At 30.3% G+C, this 19,332-nt stretch carries 14 protein-coding genes; 11 read left to right on the forward strand and 3 right to left on the reverse strand.

The genetic code is table 11. The features are described from left to right. Positions 1–132 precede the first annotated feature (132 nt). The 3 genes from GOQ27_RS11905 (at position 133) to msrB (ending at position 2,961) form a co-directional block, all read left to right on the forward strand. The gene (locus GOQ27_RS11905) at positions 133–1,008 is read left to right on the forward strand and encodes a GGDEF domain-containing protein (RefSeq protein WP_203367093.1); all 876 of its coding nucleotides are present in this window, start codon (positions 133–135) and stop codon (positions 1,006–1,008) included. 180 nt (positions 1,009–1,188) lie between these two features. Next, positions 1,189–2,493 (forward strand): cyanophycinase, encoded by a 1,305-nt coding sequence (locus tag GOQ27_RS11910; protein WP_203367094.1) that lies wholly within the window; start codon positions 1,189–1,191, stop codon positions 2,491–2,493. An 18-nt stretch (positions 2,494–2,511) separates the two neighbouring features. Next, positions 2,512–2,961: a peptide-methionine (R)-S-oxide reductase MsrB gene (msrB, locus tag GOQ27_RS11915; protein WP_203367095.1), complete on the forward strand. Its 450-nt coding sequence runs from the start codon at positions 2,512–2,514 to the stop codon at positions 2,959–2,961. Positions 2,962–2,989: 28 nt separating this feature from the next. Here msrB and recQ read toward each other — a convergent pair whose 3' ends face one another. After that, complete coding sequence (gene recQ / locus GOQ27_RS11920) at positions 2,990–5,125, reverse strand: DNA helicase RecQ (protein ID WP_203367096.1); 2,136 nt, start codon at positions 5,123–5,125, stop codon at positions 2,990–2,992. Positions 5,126–5,263: 138 nt separating this feature from the next. On the opposite strand from recQ, the gene GOQ27_RS11925 reads away from it, so the two are divergent. From GOQ27_RS11925 to GOQ27_RS11955, 7 genes are all read left to right on the forward strand, one after another. Next, the gene (locus GOQ27_RS11925; RefSeq protein WP_203367097.1) at positions 5,264–6,349 is read left to right on the forward strand and encodes an NAD(P)-binding protein; all 1,086 of its coding nucleotides are present in this window, start codon (positions 5,264–5,266) and stop codon (positions 6,347–6,349) included. Between the two features lie 208 nt (positions 6,350–6,557). Beyond that, positions 6,558–7,151, forward strand: coding sequence for a rhomboid family intramembrane serine protease (locus GOQ27_RS11930; RefSeq protein WP_203367098.1), 594 nt, complete (start codon positions 6,558–6,560; stop codon positions 7,149–7,151). Positions 7,152–7,312: 161 nt separating this feature from the next. Continuing rightward, positions 7,313–8,560, forward strand: a complete 1,248-nt coding sequence (locus GOQ27_RS11935) for a hypothetical protein (RefSeq protein ID WP_203367099.1) — start codon at positions 7,313–7,315, stop codon at positions 8,558–8,560. A gap of 114 nt (positions 8,561–8,674) precedes the next feature. Next, the gene (locus GOQ27_RS11940; protein WP_252187826.1) at positions 8,675–10,291 is read left to right on the forward strand and encodes a putative manganese-dependent inorganic diphosphatase; all 1,617 of its coding nucleotides are present in this window, start codon (positions 8,675–8,677) and stop codon (positions 10,289–10,291) included. 44 nt (positions 10,292–10,335) lie between these two features. Beyond that, positions 10,336–11,223, forward strand: a complete 888-nt coding sequence (locus GOQ27_RS11945; protein ID WP_203367100.1) for a diacylglycerol/lipid kinase family protein — start codon at positions 10,336–10,338, stop codon at positions 11,221–11,223. A gap of 93 nt (positions 11,224–11,316) precedes the next feature. After that, on the forward strand, positions 11,317–12,483 hold the full coding sequence (locus GOQ27_RS11950; RefSeq protein WP_203367101.1) for a TraB/GumN family protein: 1,167 nt from the start codon (positions 11,317–11,319) through the stop codon (positions 12,481–12,483). A 209-nt stretch (positions 12,484–12,692) separates the two neighbouring features. After that, positions 12,693–13,913, forward strand: coding sequence for a NupC/NupG family nucleoside CNT transporter (locus tag GOQ27_RS11955; protein ID WP_203367102.1), 1,221 nt, complete (start codon positions 12,693–12,695; stop codon positions 13,911–13,913). A gap of 137 nt (positions 13,914–14,050) precedes the next feature. Here the strand turns inward: GOQ27_RS11955 and GOQ27_RS11960 are convergent, their stop codons facing one another. Then, the gene (locus GOQ27_RS11960; RefSeq protein ID WP_350445915.1) at positions 14,051–16,411 is read right to left on the reverse strand and encodes a heavy metal translocating P-type ATPase; all 2,361 of its coding nucleotides are present in this window, start codon (positions 16,409–16,411) and stop codon (positions 14,051–14,053) included. 22 nt (positions 16,412–16,433) lie between these two features. Then, complete coding sequence (locus GOQ27_RS11965; RefSeq protein WP_203367103.1) at positions 16,434–16,796, reverse strand: ArsR/SmtB family transcription factor; 363 nt, start codon at positions 16,794–16,796, stop codon at positions 16,434–16,436. A 131-nt stretch (positions 16,797–16,927) separates the two neighbouring features. Between GOQ27_RS11965 and GOQ27_RS11970 the strand changes: the two genes are divergently transcribed. Continuing rightward, a complete protein-coding gene (locus GOQ27_RS11970; RefSeq protein ID WP_203367104.1) occupies positions 16,928–19,264 on the forward strand; it encodes an ATP-dependent DNA helicase in 2,337 nt (778 codons plus the stop codon). Positions 19,265–19,332 lie beyond the last annotated feature (68 nt).

Raw genomic sequence — 19,332 nt, forward strand, 5'->3', positions numbered from 1 at the left:
AACTCCCTAGGGAGTTTTCTTTTTATGGATAAAAAAGTGAAAAAACTGGAAAAAAGTTGACTGAAAATTCCATTAAGTGTATTATAGGACTATAGGCCTAATTATAATTAAAGAAGAGGGAGGGGAGATGCGATGATAAAAGAAGCTCTCTCAAAGGAAGATAGTATTGTTATTATATTTGATGAAGAAGGTAACCTAGAATATTCTAGTATAGATACTGATAATTTCAAAAATATTATAGGTGATAAAGATAAGATAAAAAAAGAGCTTATAGATGATAGAATAGTGGTATTAAAAGATTATATCGTAAAGATTGAAGTATTAGATTTAGGATTTAAAAAGCATTTTATAGCTAGCCTATACTATATATCTTCTAAAGAAAATAACAATTTATTAAGTTTAGCCTATACTGATAAATATACTGGATTATATAATAGAAATCTATGGTACAAAATCGAGGAAACTATCATGAATCCTCTTCAGTCTGATAAGTATTGTATGATTGTGATAGACATTGATAGTCTAAATAAAATAAATGATATAAAAGGGTCCTCCCAAGGAGATAAAGTAATACAAGATATTGCTATAGCTATAAAAGAAACCACTGGAGTTTCAGATATAGCAATAAGATACGGAGGGGATGAATTTATAATCATTTTGACAAACAGTGATGAGCATAAAGCTATATATATATTAAATACCATAAGGGATAAGATAAAAAGTATCGAATATATGGATATAGATATAAGTGGGGGAGTATCTTATAGTCAAGGAAATGACAGTTTTAAGGAGCTATTTATTAAATCTAATAAAAATATGATTTCAGAAAAAGACTATAAGAAAAACCAAATCATATCTAAGTTAGATGATTACAATTTAATTAAATTTCATTTAATGAATATTTTAGATATATCAGAAAATGCTATTGAAAACAAAGATATACAGAATAATATAGAACAAGAGATAAATACCATATTATCATTGATATATAAAAAGATGTATAAATAGAAAATAAGGATAACCTTTCTCAAAGGTTATCCTTATTTTGGTTAACCAAATAAAAAAAGAAAAACCAAAACAATAGAAGTTAAACCAATTAATATTATAATTTTGGGTAAAAGATGATTATGAGAATGTTGGAATAAAAATTGCATCCATATATATTTAAAATATAAGGAGGTATAGGAAATGAAAAAATTTATTAGCATTTTACTTATTACAATCATGATTTTAAGTATGACTTCATTTGGTTTCTCTGACAATGAAAAAGGATCTTTAGTAATAATAGGGGGAGCATTAGATCCTGAGAATGAGGCTATCTACAACAAGATGATAGAATTAGCAGGAGATAAGAATGATATTAAAATTGCAATAATACCTGCAGCAAGTAGTACTCCTTCTAAAAGTGGAGGATTATATAAAGGTGACTTCGTAGACTTATATAATGTACCAAAGGAAAATGTTAAAGTATTTCCTATAGCAATAAATGATGATAGTTCTACAGAGGATATAGATGAGTCTACTTGGGATAAAAACGGATTTAATGAAGAATTAGCCCAAGAAATGTTAAATTATGATCTAGTATTTTTTACTGGTGGGAATCAATTAGACATAGTAAAAGTTTTAGTACAGGAAGATGGTACAGATGGACCGGTATTGGAATCAATAAAAGAAATATATGATAATGGAGGAGTTTTAGCTGGAAGTAGTGCAGGAGCGGCTATAATGACAGATCCTATGATTGGAGCAGGTTCAAGCTTTGGAGCTTTAACTCAAGGTACTACTGATACAGATAATTACGATGACCCTGATGATAATAGAGTATTTCTAACTAAAGGATTAGGATTCTTAGAAAACTCTATAACTGATCAACACTTTTTAGCTAGAGGAAGATTTGGCAGACTTATCACAGCTCTGATTGATAGAGAAATAAATATGGGATATGGAATTGATGAAAATACTGCTTTAGTTCTGACTGGAGACGAGTTGGAGGTCATTGGTGAGTCAGGAGTTATGATTATAGATACTGCTGGAGCTACTTATAAAAACTATGGATCTCGTTTATCTGCCAATGATATAAGATTACATTATCTTGAAACTGGAGATAAATATAATAAAAAGACTCAAGAATTTACTATCAATTCTGATAAAGAGACTACTTTAGGTTATGAGTATTACTCAGGAAATGAATTAAACACCAATATTTTTGGAGAAAATAGTGTCATACCAACTATTACTAAGGATTTAGTTGATAATACAGAAAAAGAATCAATGGGGTTATCATTTGATACAGATGGAAATGGAGTAAAATTGATATTTAATCAAAAAGAAGATACACAAGGTTATTGGGGAAAAATTGATGGGAGAGAGTCTTATGCTGCTACTAATGTATATTTAGATATTCTTCCTATAAAAGTTCAGATAAAAGAAATGAAGCCTCCAAAGGAAGCCAAGGAAAAGAAAATAGAAAAAACCAATAATAAAGTTAAATAATTAATAAAGGATGATTAAATGAATAAGAAATACACAAAACCAACTAAAGAAGAAATTAAAAAGAAGTTAACTAAGGAGCAGTATAGGGTCACTCAGGAAAATGGTACAGAAAGACCCTTCGAAAATGAATACTTTGAGCATAAAGAAGAAGGAATATATGTTGATGTGGTAACTGGGGAGCCTTTATTTACTTCTAAGGATAAGTATGACTCAGGATGTGGCTGGCCAAGTTTTACTAACCCTATTACTAGTGAGTCAGTAGATGAAAAAAAGGATTTAAGTCATGGAATGGTTAGAAAAGAAATAAGAAGCAAAACTGGTGATTCTCATTTAGGCCATGTGTTTCCTGATGGACCTAAGGATAGAGGTGGTCTTAGATACTGCATAAATAGTGCTGCTCTTAAGTTTATACCAGTGAAAGATTTAGAAAAAGAAGGTTACGAAGAGTACAAAAAAATATTTGAATAAAAATAAAGCCCTGCAATATTGCAGGGCTTTATTTTGCATAATTCTTTTTATATATAACACATTTTATATCATAATAGCTAATGTTAGCAGGTAAAATTTCTTTAATTGGCTTTAAAAACTCAGAACCTACTTCATCCATAGCTTCTAATACTTGTTTTTCTACATCGGCCTGAACTACACTATCCCAATTAATACTCAAACCCTCTTCTTCACATTTAACAAAATGGGTTAATATAGTATCCTTTTTTACATCTCTAATCTTAGCTATTTCTTCGATACTGTTACCTTCTTTATATAGATTGTAACTTGCAATATGAGTTTTTACTTTAGGTTCTATAGATTTTTTGGTTATACTTGAAGCTAACTCTGAAATAGGCTTAGCATCATTTTCATCTATATATCTATTTATTAAATCCATAAATATAACTCCATAAGTTTGATACTTTTTATCTCCTACACCTTTAATATTTAGAAAATGTTCTTTATTACTAGGTAAAATAGAAGCCATTTCTTTCAAAGAAGTATCTGGAAATATTACATAAGGTGGAATGTTTTTTTCTAAAGCTAGATTTCTTCTTAGAGACTTTAATTCTTCAAATAAATCCTTATAGTAATTATCAGAACTTGAAGTGTTTTCTTTAAATATGTCAACTGCCATATATACTTTTTCATTACCCTTTAATACTTTTTTTGAAGTAGGAGTCAGTCTAACTACAGGGAACTTACTCTCTGTTAGCGATAAATATCCTTGGGATATCAACATTGCAATAATATTTTTTATGTCTTTCTCAGTATAATTATCCATTAGTCCGTAGGTGGATAAATTATCCAAGTTAAAGTTCAATACCTTTTTGTTTTTTGACCCATTTAATACTTGAGCAACAACTGTGGTACCAAATTTTTCATTCATTCGATATACACAGGATAATATTTTTTGAGCTTCTATCGTTACATCTTTAAGCTCTCTTTCTATAGTACAATTACTACAATTATCACATTTATCTATTACATCAACCTCACCAAAATATTCTAATATCTTACCCCTTAAACAATCATGACTATAGCAATAGTCCACTAAATATTGGAGGTTTTTATAGGCTATTGAAGCTCTTTCAGGATTAACATGACTTTCTCCTATAAGAAACTTCTGTTTCACAACATCTTGAGGAGAGAATAATAGTATACATTCACTATCTTCCCCATCTCTACCAGCTCTTCCGGCCTCTTGATAGTAGGCTTCCATGCTTTGAGGAATATTATAATGAATTACATATCTAACATTTGATTTATCTATCCCCATACCAAAGGCATTTGTTGCAACCATTATAGGAGATTCATCATATATGAATGAATGTTGAGCCTTTTCTCTATCTTCTTTGTTCATTCCACCATGATAGATACTTGCATGGTACCTCTTATCATTTAAAAAACTACCTAAAGACTCTACTTCTTTTCTAGTAGAACAGTATATTATTCCTGATTCATCATTTCTTTTCTTTATATAATTAAGTATAAATGATCTCTTATCTATATTATTTTCTACTTTAAAGAATAGATTTTCTCTGTCAAATCCTGTTATTACCTCTTTAGGCTCTTGAAGATTTAGAAGATCCTTTATATCTTCTATTATTTCTTCGGTGGCAGTTGCTGTATATGCGCCTATAACCGGTCTAGTCTCTAGATTGCTTATGAATTTGGGAATTTCTCTATAACTAGGTCTGAAATCATGACCCCATTTACTGATACAGTGAGATTCATCAATTGCGATAAATGGGATATCAATATTTTTAATTAAATTTATGAATCCTTGATGATTAAGTCTTTCTGGAGCTATATATATAAGTTCATATTTATCCTCTTTAATATTTTGCAGTCTTTCATTGAGCTGAAGAGATGTTAAAGTACTATTAATGTAAGTGGCAGATATCCCCACTTCTGTTAATGCATCCACTTGATCCTTCATAAGAGATATTAAAGGAGATATAACTAATGTGGTTCCTTTAGTAACTAAAGATGGTATTTGATAGCATAAAGATTTACCACCACTTGTAGGCATAATACCTAAAACATCATTGCCATCAATAACTCCTTGGATCAATTCTTCTTGTCCTCTTCTAAAACTATCGTAGCCGAAATATTCTTTTAATACATTATTTATATTCATAAATATCCTCCAATCTCTATGAATATTGTATATTTTTATTAGAATTATTTCAATCCATATACAATTTTAAGAGGTATTTTACCTTCATTTTTGGCAAATACTAATTGGATAATATCTTAAAGAAAAGGAAGATTATTTATGGATGTAGGAATAATTGGTGCTGGATTATCAGGGTTATGCTGTGCTATAACCTTAGAAAAACATGGAATAAATCCAATAGTTTATGAAAGTAGAGAAGAAGTTTGTGATAGATTTATTAATTGTGAAATTTTCATGCATGTACAAACTCATCCCATAAAGGATGTATTTAAATTTTTTTCGGAAGAACTGGATATATTTCTTCAACCTATATCTAAATTAGATGAATTAGTCATACACTCTCCTAATAATAAATCTAAATTAACTGGAGATATTGGTTTTTCATCGGTGAGGGGAAGACATAATTTAGCTCTATCAAAACAGCTAGAGAAACAATATAAAGGAAAGATTATATTTAATTCTAAATATAGCTATGAGGAGATACAAGAAAGACATACCCATATTATAGTTGCCCCGGGAGATGGGAAGTATAGTGAGAAGCTAAACAATTATACTACAGATTTAACAGTTTCTCTTAAAGGGGCCATAGTAGAAGGCAATTTTAATAAAAATACTACAGTAGCTTGGTTAAATAATGATTTTGCACCGAAAGGGTATGGATATTTTATACCTTTATCTGATGATAAAGCAAATATAGTATTAGCTTATCCAGAGTATGACGAAAATAAAGAATTAAATATGGATGAATTATGGAATGTATTTATTAAGAGAGCTAGAAAAGATCTTAATCAGTCCTTAAAGAAAATAGATGGTTTTCAGATAAGAAACTATTATTTAGGAAAATGTATTAAACCAAGGGTAGGTAATACTTTTTTTGTAGGAAACTGTTTTGGTATAATGCCTTTTTTAGGCTTTGGCCAATTCACTTCTATACTTACAGGAGTGTATGCAGCTTATGATATATTAGGTATAGGAAACTATGAAAAACTAGTAAAGGACTTAGAGAAAAGCTATAAAAACTCACTAGTTCTTAGACGGGGATTAGAAAAATTAGATAATAAAAAATTAGATACCCTTGTTAATTCAATAGATGGAAAAGTAGGAAAAATTATATTTAACAATAAAATAGATTATCTATCTGTTTTTTCAAATATATTAAAACCAATCATAGATGAAAGAGGATAAGTAGTTGACTATTTTATCCTCCGATTCTTTTGATTTTTTAAAGATAATAAATATAACATACATAAAAATAAAATTATATTCAATTAGAGTATCCCTATATGGGTAAAAGTTTAATGATTTATTAAAATAGTCTAGTTATAATGTAAAGGAAAATAGTTAATAAATATAGAATATATAGTATAAGAATTTTAAGGATAAGGATGATTTCATGGATAGATTAGGAAGAATACATTATAATGCACCAGTTACTTTAACCTTTACATTTTCAGCCTTAGGAGTATTGTTACTAAAAGAAGTATATGGAGATATATTTGTAAGATATCTTTTTACTAATTTTAGGACATCTTTAAGTGATCCTATGCAGTATGTAAGACTATTTAGCTATATATTAGGTCATGCAAATTGGCAGCATTTTTCTAGTAATTTTCTAATAATACTCTTATTAGGACCAATGATTGAAGAAAAATATGGTTCAAATGAACTTATAAAAATGATATTAATTACGGCTTTGATAACAGGAGTGATAAACACATTACTTTTTGATACAGGTCTTATAGGTGCCAGTGGAATAGTTTTTATGATGATCTTATTGAGTTCCTTTGCTAATGTAAGGGCAGGTCATATACCCCTTACTTTAATAATTGTGGGAGCAATATTTATAGGTAAAGAATTAGTTGATGCAGTAACTGTAAAGGATAGTATATCTCAAATGGCTCATATAGTAGGGGGGATATCTGGAGCAGTACTAGGTAATGCAACAATTAATAAAGGAAGAAAAAATGTTAAAAATCATAAAGTATAGTAATAAAGTCATAGAATATTAATATATATTAAAGTTAATTTATATAATAATTTATGATACTATAATAGTAACAATATTCTGAAAACGGACAAAGTATTTTAGAGAGGAGGTAAGTACCTATCTAATTTTTAATCTTTTATTAAAAGGAAGGGGAAGATTTAATGAAAAAAGTATTATCACTATTCTTATGTTTATCTTTACTACTATCCTTTATCCCATTACAATCTAATACAGTCCATGCACAGCCTGATGACTTTAATACAGCTAGATATGGAGATGTAATTGACATAGGTACTAAGCTTAGAAATCTACAACAGAATGAAGATTTTATAGAGGAAGCTAGAGAGAAAATAAAAAAGAACTCAAAAGAAATCAATTTTGCTGAAATGGAAGCTTTAGTATCACAAAATAATGATAGTTACTTTACATATGATGGAGGAACTAAATATTTTTTAAATAGGGATTTAGACTTTAAGACCTTTACTCTAAGAAGTGAAGGTAAACATGTAGAAATTTGGGTGGCTAATGATTTATCTTATGGTCATGGAGAGAAGCCTGAAGATATAGTAACTCAAGAGCAAGTTGATAAATTAGCTAATGTATTTGATGAGACTATTTATCCTAAAGATACAGACTTCTTTGGAACTCCTAATTTCCATGATGGAAGTAATTCTCCATTACCAGAAATGGTTGGGCTACCTGAGGGATACTATAATTCTGAAAATGGAAAAATAATTATGTTAGTAGATAACATTATTGATGAATCATATAATGACCCATCTTATCCATTCTTTGTATCAGGATTTTACTGGGGTACATTAGAAAGTTATATAGATAGAAATATTATTACAATAGATACAAATAGTATGGAAACGAGATTAGAAGAAACCTATTTTAGAACAGTAGCTCACGAGTTCCAACATTTAATTCATGATGATAATGATCCAATGGAAGAAGCATGGATTAATGAGGGAATGTCTGATTTTGCAGAATATCTTTGTTTTGGAACTCACCCTATGGGCCATGTGAATTTCTTCTTAGATAATTCAGAAAATTCATTAGTAGATTGGGATGAACATTATAATGTTGAGAGGGGACCAGAGAATTTAGCTGATTATGGGCAAGCCTATTTGTTACAACTATACTTAAAAGATCATTATGGTCAAGGTTTTATTAGAGCATTAGCAAAGGATAAGGATTATGGAATAGAGAGTGTTAATAAGATGTTAGAAGGATTTAATACTGGGATAGATTTTGAAGAGCTATTTAGAAGATTTACCATAGCAGCAGCTATTGATAATGAAGAGCCAGGAGATGGAGTATATAATTTTGATAGCATTGATTTAAATGTTAATTTTGAACAAGATATAGAATATGATAAACATGGATATTCTAATTTAGGCTTTTGAAGAAAATTATAACGATAATAAAAGACGCCTTTAAAGGCGTCTTTTATTATAGATTAATAGGTGATATACTTTGGTATAATAAACATAGGAGAGTTTAATTTGGAGGTGAATATATTGATATATATTTTTGGGCATAAAAATCCGGATACAGATTCAGTTATGTCAGCCATAGCTTTATCTAAACTGAAGAATCAACTTAGATTAAATACTACTCCCTTTATCTTAGGGGAGATAAATAAAGAAACAGAATTTATACTAGAGTATTTTAATATAGAAAAGCCTAGAGTTTTAGACAATGTAAAAACACAAATAAAAGATTTGAATTATGATGAAGTCCCTTCTATATCAACATCACAAACAATTCTTAAAGGTTACAGAATGATGGATAGTAAAGATATAAGAACCTTATCGATACTAGATGAGAAAGGTAGATTGTCTGGAATAGTGACAATGAAGGATATAGCAATGTCTTCTATAAAGGGAGACTTTTATTATCTTAAAACAGATTTTAAAAGTATAATAGAGGATTTAGGAGGAAAGATTTTGACTGGAGAAGATAGAGAAGTAAAAGGAAGGATATCAGTCATATCTTATTATCCTGATACAATAAAAGAAGAAAAAATATTAAATGAAAACAGTATTGTAATAGTAGGGGATAGATACGATGTTATAGAATATTCTATAGATATTGGAGTGGAACTTATAATAATTAGTGGGGGTAGAAAACTTCCATCTAAATATATAAATAAAGCAAAGGATAAGAATATATCAATAATAACAGTAGAAACCGACACCTATACTACATCAAAATTAATAAATCAGTGCAATTATATAACATCAATTATGAGAAATGAAGATATAATAAAATTCCATGAAGAAGATTATTTAGATGACGTAAGGGAGATTATGGCTACAAATAGACATTCTAATTATCCAGTAGTAGGAGATGAAAATAGGTTTCTTGGATTTATAGGTAGGAGACATATATTAAATCCTAATAGAAAGAATGTTATATTAGTTGATCATAATGAATATGGTCAAAGTATAAATGGACTCGAGGAAGCAAATATATTAGAAATAGTAGATCACCATAAAATTGGAGATATATCTACCAACACACCTATAAGCTTTAGAAATACTCCTGTAGGGAGTACTTGCACTATTGTATTTAATATGTTCAATGAGTTTAATGTAGATTTAGATATAAAAACCGCAGGTATTCTTATTTCTGGTATTATATCAGATACTTTATATCTTAAATCTCCCACAACCACTGAAATAGACAAAAGAGCTGTAAAGGAATTAAATAAAATACTAAATATGGATATAGATAAATATGCTATGAATATGTTTAAAGAAGGAACTTCCTTAGAAGGACAGAGTATAGAGGATATAGTATTTAAAGATTTTAAGGACTTTAATCTCTATGGAAATAAAGTAGGAGTAGGGCAAGTGTTTACTTTGGATATTGATAAGATATTCAGCAGGAAAGATGAATTCTTAGAATTTATTAGTACTATACATAATAATAGGGGATATTCTCTTACCTTAATATTGATAACAGATATTTTAAAGGAAGGGTCATATCTACTATATAGTAGTGACATAAACAATCTTATATCTACTGCTTTTGAGGTATCAAAAGAACAAGGGGTATTTGTAGAAGGCATAGTATCTAGAAAAAAACAAATTATTCCTAGGATAATAGAGGCAATAAATATATTGGGATAATAAGGGTATAAAAAATAAGATTTTAAATTATAGGAGATGAATTTATGTATAAAAAAGGATTATTAATATACAATGGAAATGCTGGGCAAACAGAATCTAATGAGAAGCTAAGTGAAGTTGTAGGAATCCTTAGTGAAGGCATAGATGAGCTTACACTTATTAAAACAAAAAATCCTGGGGATGCAGAAGAAATTACTAAAGAAAAGGGAGAAGAGTATGAAATAGTAATGTTTCTAGGGGGAGATGGTACAGTACATGAAGGAATAAATGGAATTGCCCATTTACAAAACCCTCCTATTGTAGGAATAATTCCTGGAGGCACTTGTAATGATTTTGCTAGAGGATTAAATGTACCATTAAAACTAAGTCAATCACCAAAAGCTATATTAAAGGGAAAAACTAAAGAAGTAGATATAGGAAAAGTAAATGATAGGTATTTTACTAATTTTACAGGAGTAGGTCTAATCACAGAGATATCAGAAAATGTGAATCCTACCACTAAAAATATTATGGGAAGAATAAGCTATTATAGTAGTACCATAAGAAGCATGGGAGAAAATGACAATTTTAAATTTACATTAAAGACTGAAAATGAAAAAATTGAAGATGAAGCAGGAATGGTTATTATAGTAAATGGAAACCATGTAGGAAGTATAAAAGTTCCGAATAAATCTATATCTATGAACGATGGATTATTTGATATATTTATTGTATATAATGCAGGGATTTCCTTATTAGTTAAATATTTAACTCAAAAGGATACATTTGAAGATAAAGTATCTGAAGAGGAGATAAAACATTTACAAGCTAGAAAAATTTCCTTGAGAACAGAAGAAAATATGAGCACAGATACAGATGGGGAGGTATATTTACAAACACCTTTAGAGATTGAAGTCAAAAAGAAAAAACTGAAATTTATAGTAGGAGAATAATCAATATATTTAGTATATTGAAAGTTGTTATAAAGATTTCATAAGTATATAATAGATATATGAGTTTAAGAAATAGAAAAAGAGAGGTATTATATGTCTGAAGAGAATATTACGCGATTAAATATAGATGATAAAGAAATAATTCTTATTGGAACAGCTCATGTATCTAAAAGAAGTGCAGAGCAAGTAAAAGAGATAATAGAAAGAGAAAATCCAGATACAGTATGTATAGAGTTAGATGCTCAGAGATATAAATCTGTTACTGAAGGACAAAAGTGGAAGGATATGGACATAATATCTGTAATAAAACAAAAGAAAGCTACATTACTTTTGGTAAATCTGATGATGTCATCATTCCAAAAGAGGATGGCAAAGCAATTTGGTATAAATCCTGGACAAGAGATGGTTCAGGCAATAAATTCAGCTAAGGATATAGATGCGGAGATCGTATTAGCAGATAGAGATATTCAAATTACTTTCCAAAGGATCTGGAGAGGAATCGGCTTATGGGGAAAAATGAAATTAATGACAGAGCTTGTTTATAGTATGTTCACTGATGAGGAAATTTCTGAAGAAGAATTGGAAAAATTAAAATCTGAGGATATTCTCTCTTCTATGTTAAATGAATTAAAGGATTCTTTTCCTAAATTGAAGAATGCATTAATAGATGAGAGAGATAAATATCTTTCCCATAAAATTAAAAACGCTCCGGGTGAAAAAATAGTTGCAGTATTAGGAGCAGGACATGTATCGGGGATTAAAGAAGAAATACATAAAGAACAAGATATAAAGAAACTATCAACTATACCTCCTAAATCTAAAGTAGGTAAGTCAGTTCAATGGGTTATACCAGCTATTATAATAGCTATAATACTTTTTACATTTTATAACAATAGAGGAATGGCTCTAGATCAAATGGTTGGATGGATACTTTGGAATGGATCCCTGTCAGCGTTAGGAGCTGTAATAGCTTTCGCTCATCCATTATCTATAGCTACGGCATTTTTAGTTGCTCCTATAAGTTCACTAAATCCATTATTGGCTGCTGGTTGGTTTGTAGGATTAGTAGAAACTTTTATGAAAAAACCTAGGGTACAGGATTTTGAGAATTTATCTGACGATATAAACAGTTTAAAAGGTTTTTGGAGAAATAAAATTACCCATATTCTTCTAGTAGTTGTATTAGCTAATATAGGTAGTGTAGTAGGTACTATGATTGGTGGAGCAGAGGTTATTAGAATATTTTTAGATTTATTTTAATTAGATTTATAAAAAATGATATATTAATGAAATTAGAGGAACCCTAATATAAAAGGGTTCTTTTTTATATGTGTAAAATCCAATAAATTACATTATCCCCATATAAATAACATTTATATGGGGATAATGTTTTGTTATAATCTTTAAAGTAACTAAAAATACAAGAAAAACGTTATCATCTTATACTTATATTAGAAGGGAAGATATAAATGGAAAAAATAATTAGTTTTGTAGGGATTATTGTTTTACTTTTCATTGCTTTTTTAATCTCTGAAAACAAAAAGAAAATAAATTGGAGGTTAGTTGCTATAGGAATAAGTATGCAGCTAGTATTTGCATTACTAATATTAAAGTTTCCTCCAGGACAAAAAGCTTTTATTATAGCCAGTGATTTAATAACTAAGGTATTAGATTTTACTAAGGAAGGTACAGTATTTTTATTTGGTGATTTAATGAACACTGAGAGCTTTGGGTATATATTTGCGTTGCAGGTATTGCCTACAATAATATTCTTCTCATCATTAATGACAATACTTTACCATATAGGAGTAATGCAATTAATAGTATCAGTATTAGCTAAAATAATGCTTAAGCTATTAGGAACTAGTGGAGCAGAATCACTATCTGCTGCTGCTAATATATTTGTAGGTCAAACAGAGGCTCCATTAGTTGTTAAGCCATATATAAAGACAATGACTAAATCTGAGTTATTAACTGTTATGACCGGAGGAATGGCTACCGTTGCTGGTGGAGTTATGGCAGGATATGTATCTATGGGAGTAGATGCAGGACACTTAATTGCTGCAAGTATAATGTCAGCCCCAGCCAGTTTAATTATAGCTAAAATAATAGTACCAGAGACAGAAACACCAGTTACTAAAGGAAAAGTTGATGTTGAATTAGAGGAATTAGATGCAAATGTTATTGATGCAGCAGCAAGGGGAGCAGGAGAAGGTCTAAGTCTAGCATTAAATGTTGCTGCTATGCTATTAGCCTTTATAGCTATTACGGCTCTATTTAATAGTTTATTAGGTGGTATAGGTTCATTAATAGGATTAGATTTTCTATCCTTAGAATGGGTACTAGGTAAACTATTTGCACCATTAGCATTTATAATGGGGGTACCTATGGGAGATATAACACAAGCAGCTAATTTACTCGGACAAAAAATAGTCATAAATGAATTCTTCGCTTATGCGAACCTTTCTACATTAATAAATGAGGGAGCATTATCAGAGAGAACTATTACAATATTAACTTATGCTTTATGTGGATTTGCTAACTTCAGTTCTATCGGTATCCAAATAGGTGGTATTGGAGGTTTAGCTCCAGAAAGACGTAGTGATGTAGCTAGACTAGGAATTAAAGCTCTTATTGGAGGATCATTAGCTGCCTTTATGACAGCAACTATAGCAGGAATATTAATATAATAGACATAATAAAAAACTGGGTATCCCATGACTAAGCTTTGGAAAGTGTCACTCTGAGCTCGTCGAAGAGTCTTAAAAGATAAGATCCTTCGACGAGCTCAGAGTGACATAAAGCATCTTGGTATTTATCCAGTTTTTTATATTTTAGTTTTTAATACTCTTAATGAATTCAGTACTGCCAGTAATGCTACGCCCACATCAGCAAATACTGCTGCCCACATAGAAGCTAATCCTATAGCTCCTAAGGCTAAAACAAACACTTTTATACCTAATGCAAAGATAATATTTTGATAAACTATTTTTCTAGTTCTTTTAGCTATTTTTATAGCATCTACTAATTTCTTTGGTTCATCTGTCATTAATACCACATCGGCAGCCTCTATCGCTGCATCTGAGCCTAAACCACCCATTGCAATACCGATATCAGCTCTAGCTAATACTGGAGCATCATTTATTCCATCTCCTACAAATACTAATTTACCTTTATTTCTTTTTTGCCTATCTAAAGCTTCTAGTTTTTCTACCTTACCATCGGGAAGTAAATCTGCATATACTTCATCTAATCCTAGTTTATTTCCAATTCTTTCACCAATAGATTTATTGTCACCGGTTAGCATTACTGTCTTATTTATACCTAATGATTTAAGAGCTTTTAATGTGTCTTTAGAATCTTCCTTAATCTCATCTGATATTATTATATGACCCATATACTTATGATCTACCGCTACATAAATAATTGTACCGATAGTATCTGATTCTTTTACTGATAAATTATATTTATCCATTAACTTCTTATTTCCAATTAGAATTTCTTTATTTTCATACTTCACACTTATACCATGACCGGATATTTCATTATAATTGGATATTTTATTTTTATCTATATCTTTTTCATAGGCCCATAGTATAGCTTCAGCTATAGGGTGAGTGGAGAAAACTTCACCGTATGCAGCATACTCTAATATATCTTTCTCTGTATGATTTTCCTCGGGGATAATTTCAGTTACTTTAAATACACCCTTAGTCAGAGTTCCTGTTTTATCAAACACAGCTATATCTACATCATTTAATGCTTCAAGATAATTTCCACCCTTAACCAATATTCCATTTCTTGAGGCTGATCCTATACCTCCAAAAAATCCTAGAGGAATAGATACAACTAAAGCACAAGGACAAGATATAACTAAGAATATTAATCCTCTATATAGCCAGTCAGTAAATGATGCCCCGGGCAATAATAGGGGAGGGAGTATGGCTAGAGCTAAAGCAGAAAATACTACTACAGGAGTATAATATCTTGAGAACTTAGTTATAAATTGCTCTGTGGGAGCCTTTTTACTGCTGGCATTTTCAACTAAATCTAGAACTTTAGCCACTGTGGATTCACCAAATGACTTAGTAACTTCTATAATTAGTACACCATTTTTATTTATAAATCCTGCTAAAACTTCTTTATCCTTTTTAACAGACCTAGGAACAGATTCTCCAGTTAGAGCAGAAGTATCTACCATAGATTCTCCCTCCAATACAATACCATCTAGAGGAATCTTTTCTCCTGGTTTAACTAATATTCTATCCCCAATATTTACTTCTTCTGGAGATACCTTTTCACTATCATTATCTACTACTAGGTTTGCATAATCAGGACGGATATCCATAAGGGACTTTATTGAGTTTCTAGATTTATTTACCGCTATATCTTGGAACATTTCTCCTACTTCATAAAATAGCATAACAGCTACAGCCTCTGGAAACTCCCTTATAGCAAAGGCACCTAATGTAGCAATCGACATCAAGAAGTTTTCATCAAACACTTGTCCTCTGGATATGTTTTTAAGGGATTTTAATAATACATCCCCTCCTATAAGTATATAACTCAGTATAAATAATCCTAATTCCATAGAGAAAGCAAAGTCACCAATTATTGCTATGAAAAATATAAGAATTCCTATTGATAATTTCCATAATTTCTTTTTACCTATAGTATCTATTATTCTATGATCATTTTTTACCTGTGTATCTACAGGCTTAGTACCCTCTTCTTCTACTATGACTTCTACTCCAGGTTCTAGTTTGTTTACTATAGCAATAGATTCATCCAACACTTCTTTAACTTTATTCTTATTATTAATCTCTATTTCAAGTTTTCCATTAGAGAAGTTGATATTAGCACTATCTACATACTCTAGTTCATTTATTTTTCTTTCTATTTTTGCACCACAGTTAGTACATACAACCCCTTTTAAAATAAGTTTTCTTTTTATATTTTCATTTTTATTTACTACTACCACATGGGGTTCATGCTTATTTACTATTTTCTTTATATTATAAATAACTTCAGTAATACTATTATCCTCTGTTTCTACTTTTAAAGTCTTAGTTACAAAATTAAGTGTAGCCATCTTTACTTTATCTAGATTTATTATTTCATTTTCTATCTTACCAGCACAGCTAGCACAGTCTAATCCTTCTAATATTAATTCTGCTTTATTTCTCACTGCTAGTCCCCCTTTCGCTAAATTATTTTTTATGACAAATATGAGTAAATCCTTGATTTAAAATTTCAGATATATGATCATCATCTAAGGAGTAGTAAACTACTCTTCCTTCTCTTCTGTATTTTACTACACCATGATTTTTTAATGTTCTTAATTGATGGGATATGGCTGATTGGCTCATGTTTAATAGTTCAGCTATATCACAAACACACATCTCTGATTGTAAGAGAGCATAGATTATTTTAATTCTAGTTGAGTCTCCAAAAACCTTAAAGAAATCTGCTAAATCAAATAAGCATTCATCCTTTGGAAGGTTAGTCTTTGCCTCACTTATAATATTTTCATGTACTTCATTACAGTTACAAACTTCAATTTCCTTAGCCATAAAATCTCCCCTTAATATATTATATGAATATATGAGCAATTGTTCATATATAATTATATACCACTTTAAAATATATTTCAATGGATAATATTAATATACTTCTTATGTTAAAATAGAGGAAGGTGATTAATATGAATAATATAAAGATATCCATAAGAAATTTAGTAGAATTTATTCTTCGATCAGGAGATATAGTATCTGGTTATGTAGGAAGAAATAGAGCAGTGGAAGGTACTAGAATACATAGTATGATACAAAAAGAAATGGATGATAACTATACTCCAGAGGTGACATTAAAGACTGATGTTCATTTTGATGATTTAACTGTAACGGTACAGGGAAGAGCCGATGGAATAATAGAAGAAGATGACAATATAATAATAGATGAGATAAAATCTACCACTAGACCTCTAGAGAAAATAGATGAGGATTTTAATCCTCTACACTGGGCTCAGGCAAAATGTTATGGGTATATTTATTGTATTCAAAATGATTTAGCAGAAATAGATATTCAGCTCACCTATTATCAAATAGATACAGAGGAAATAAAACGATTAATCAAGACTTATAAGTTAGAAGAGCTTACAGAGTTCTTTAATGATTTAATGGATAGATACTATATATGGGCTAACTTTACGAGAAAATGGATGAACACTCGGGATATCTCCATAAAAGAATTAGAATTTCCCTTTGGTAGTTATAGAAAAGGGCAAAGGAGATTAGCCGTAGGAGTGTATAGAACAATAGATGAAAATAAAAAAATATTTGCAGAGGCCCCCACTGGGATAGGTAAGACCATATCAACAGTATTTCCCTCCGTGAAAGCTATAGGAGAGAATAAAGGAGAAAAGATATTTTATCTTACAGCTAAGACTATCACTAGAAGTGTAGCCCAAGATACCTTTAAAATATTAAAGGATACTGGACTTAGGTTTAAAACAGTGACACTAACTGCAAAGGATAAAATTTGTTTTTGTAAAGAATCCTCATGTAATCCAGAAGAATGTGAATATGCCAAGGGACATTTTGATAGAGTAAATGATTCAATGTATGAATTGCTTAATAATGAGGATATGATTACAAGGGAAGTAATAGAAGAATATGCTAAGAAGTATACTGTATGTCCCTTTGAGTTTTCCTTAGATTTATCCCTCTGGGCGGATGCCATAATATGTGACTATAATTATGTATTTGATCCTAGGGCACAATTAAAGAGATTTTTCTTAGATGCAGAAAAAAAATATCTATTTTTAATAGATGAAGCCCATAACCTAGTGGATAGATCTAGAGAGATGTTTTCAGCGGTACTACATAAGGATATACTTTTAGCTTTAAGAAGAGTGTTTAAGGAGAAGGATCCCAGAATAGCTAAGGCACTATCTAAGATTAATTCCTTCATGCTAAAAGTCAAAAAGGAATGTAATGATGAAGGCTACCATATACAAAAGGGAGAACCAGAGGATATATACTATCCTTTAAAGAAGTTTGTAAAGGAAGCTGATGAATGGTTACAAGAGCATCAAAAGGAAGAAGGGCATCAAGAATTACTAGAACTATACTTTGAAGTATTAGCATTTTTAAGAGTAGCAGAGGATTATGATGAACGTTATGTGACCTATGTAGAAACTAATGGGAATAATGTAAGTATCAAGCTATTTTGTTTAGATCCATCTTATTTACTATCTAAGACATTAGAACAGGGAAAAGCATCAATATTTTTCTCTGCCACATTAAGTCCCCTAGAATATTACAAGGATATATTAGGAGGAAAGAAAGAGGATAATACTATGTCTCTTACATCCCCTTTTGATAAAGATAATCTAATGCTAATGGTGGCAGATAGAGTGTCTACTAAATATAGAAATAGAGAGTTTAGCTATGAAAGTATAGCAGATATAGTCTACTCTACAGTGAAGAATAAAAAGGGAAACTATATGGTATTCTTTCCTTCATATAAATATATGAACGATGTATATGAGACATTTATAGATAAATATCCTGAGGTAAGGACAATGATACAAGAGATAGGTATGTCCGAGGAAGAGCGAGAGGATTTCCTATATTCCTTTAAAGAAAATCCAGAAGAAACCCTAGTAACCTTTGCAGTAATGGGAGGAATATATTCAGAGGGTATAGACTTAAAAGGAGATAGACTATCAGGAGCAATAGTGGTAGGAGTAGGGCTACCAATGGTATGTCTAGAGAGAAATATCATAAGGGACTATTTCAATGAAAAGAACAATTTAGGCTATGAATATTCCTATATGTATCCAGGAATGAACAAAGTCCTACAAGCAGCAGGAAGAGTAATTCGTACAGAAAAAGATAAAGGGGTAGTATGCCTAATAGACGAAAGATTCTCCTACAGTGGCTATAAAAAGATATTTCCAGCCCATTTGAGGAGTAATGTAAAGATAAGAAGAATCGATGATATGAATAGAATATTAGATTTATTTTGGAAGGAATAATCCATCTTGAAGGAGACTTTGGGGTGGATTATATTTATATGGGTAAAAATGCCTATTTAAGTAAAAAT

It is taken from the genome of Anaeromonas frigoriresistens (assembly GCF_016820655.1).
Taxonomy (GTDB): Bacteria; Bacillota; Clostridia; order Tissierellales; family SIT17; genus Anaeromonas; species Anaeromonas frigoriresistens.

Coding starts and splice junctions, on each gene's coding strand:
- GOQ27_RS11950 (WP_203367101.1), top strand. CDS start 11,317: ATGTCTGAAGAGAATATTACGCGATTAAATATAGATGATAAAGAAATA.
- msrB (WP_203367095.1), top strand. CDS start 2,512: ATGAATAAGAAATACACAAAACCAACTAAAGAAGAAATTAAAAAGAAG.
- GOQ27_RS11910 (WP_203367094.1), top strand. CDS start 1,189: ATGAAAAAATTTATTAGCATTTTACTTATTACAATCATGATTTTAAGT.
- GOQ27_RS11965 (WP_203367103.1), bottom strand. CDS start 16,796: ATGGCTAAGGAAATTGAAGTTTGTAACTGTAATGAAGTACATGAAAAT.
- GOQ27_RS11935 (WP_203367099.1), top strand. CDS start 7,313: ATGAAAAAAGTATTATCACTATTCTTATGTTTATCTTTACTACTATCC.
- GOQ27_RS11905 (WP_203367093.1), top strand. CDS start 133: ATGATAAAAGAAGCTCTCTCAAAGGAAGATAGTATTGTTATTATATTT.
- GOQ27_RS11925 (WP_203367097.1), top strand. CDS start 5,264: ATGGATGTAGGAATAATTGGTGCTGGATTATCAGGGTTATGCTGTGCT.
- GOQ27_RS11970 (WP_203367104.1), top strand. CDS start 16,928: ATGAATAATATAAAGATATCCATAAGAAATTTAGTAGAATTTATTCTT.
- recQ (WP_203367096.1), bottom strand. CDS start 5,125: ATGAATATAAATAATGTATTAAAAGAATATTTCGGCTACGATAGTTTT.
- GOQ27_RS11945 (WP_203367100.1), top strand. CDS start 10,336: ATGTATAAAAAAGGATTATTAATATACAATGGAAATGCTGGGCAAACA.
- GOQ27_RS11930 (WP_203367098.1), top strand. CDS start 6,558: ATGGATAGATTAGGAAGAATACATTATAATGCACCAGTTACTTTAACC.
- GOQ27_RS11955 (WP_203367102.1), top strand. CDS start 12,693: ATGGAAAAAATAATTAGTTTTGTAGGGATTATTGTTTTACTTTTCATT.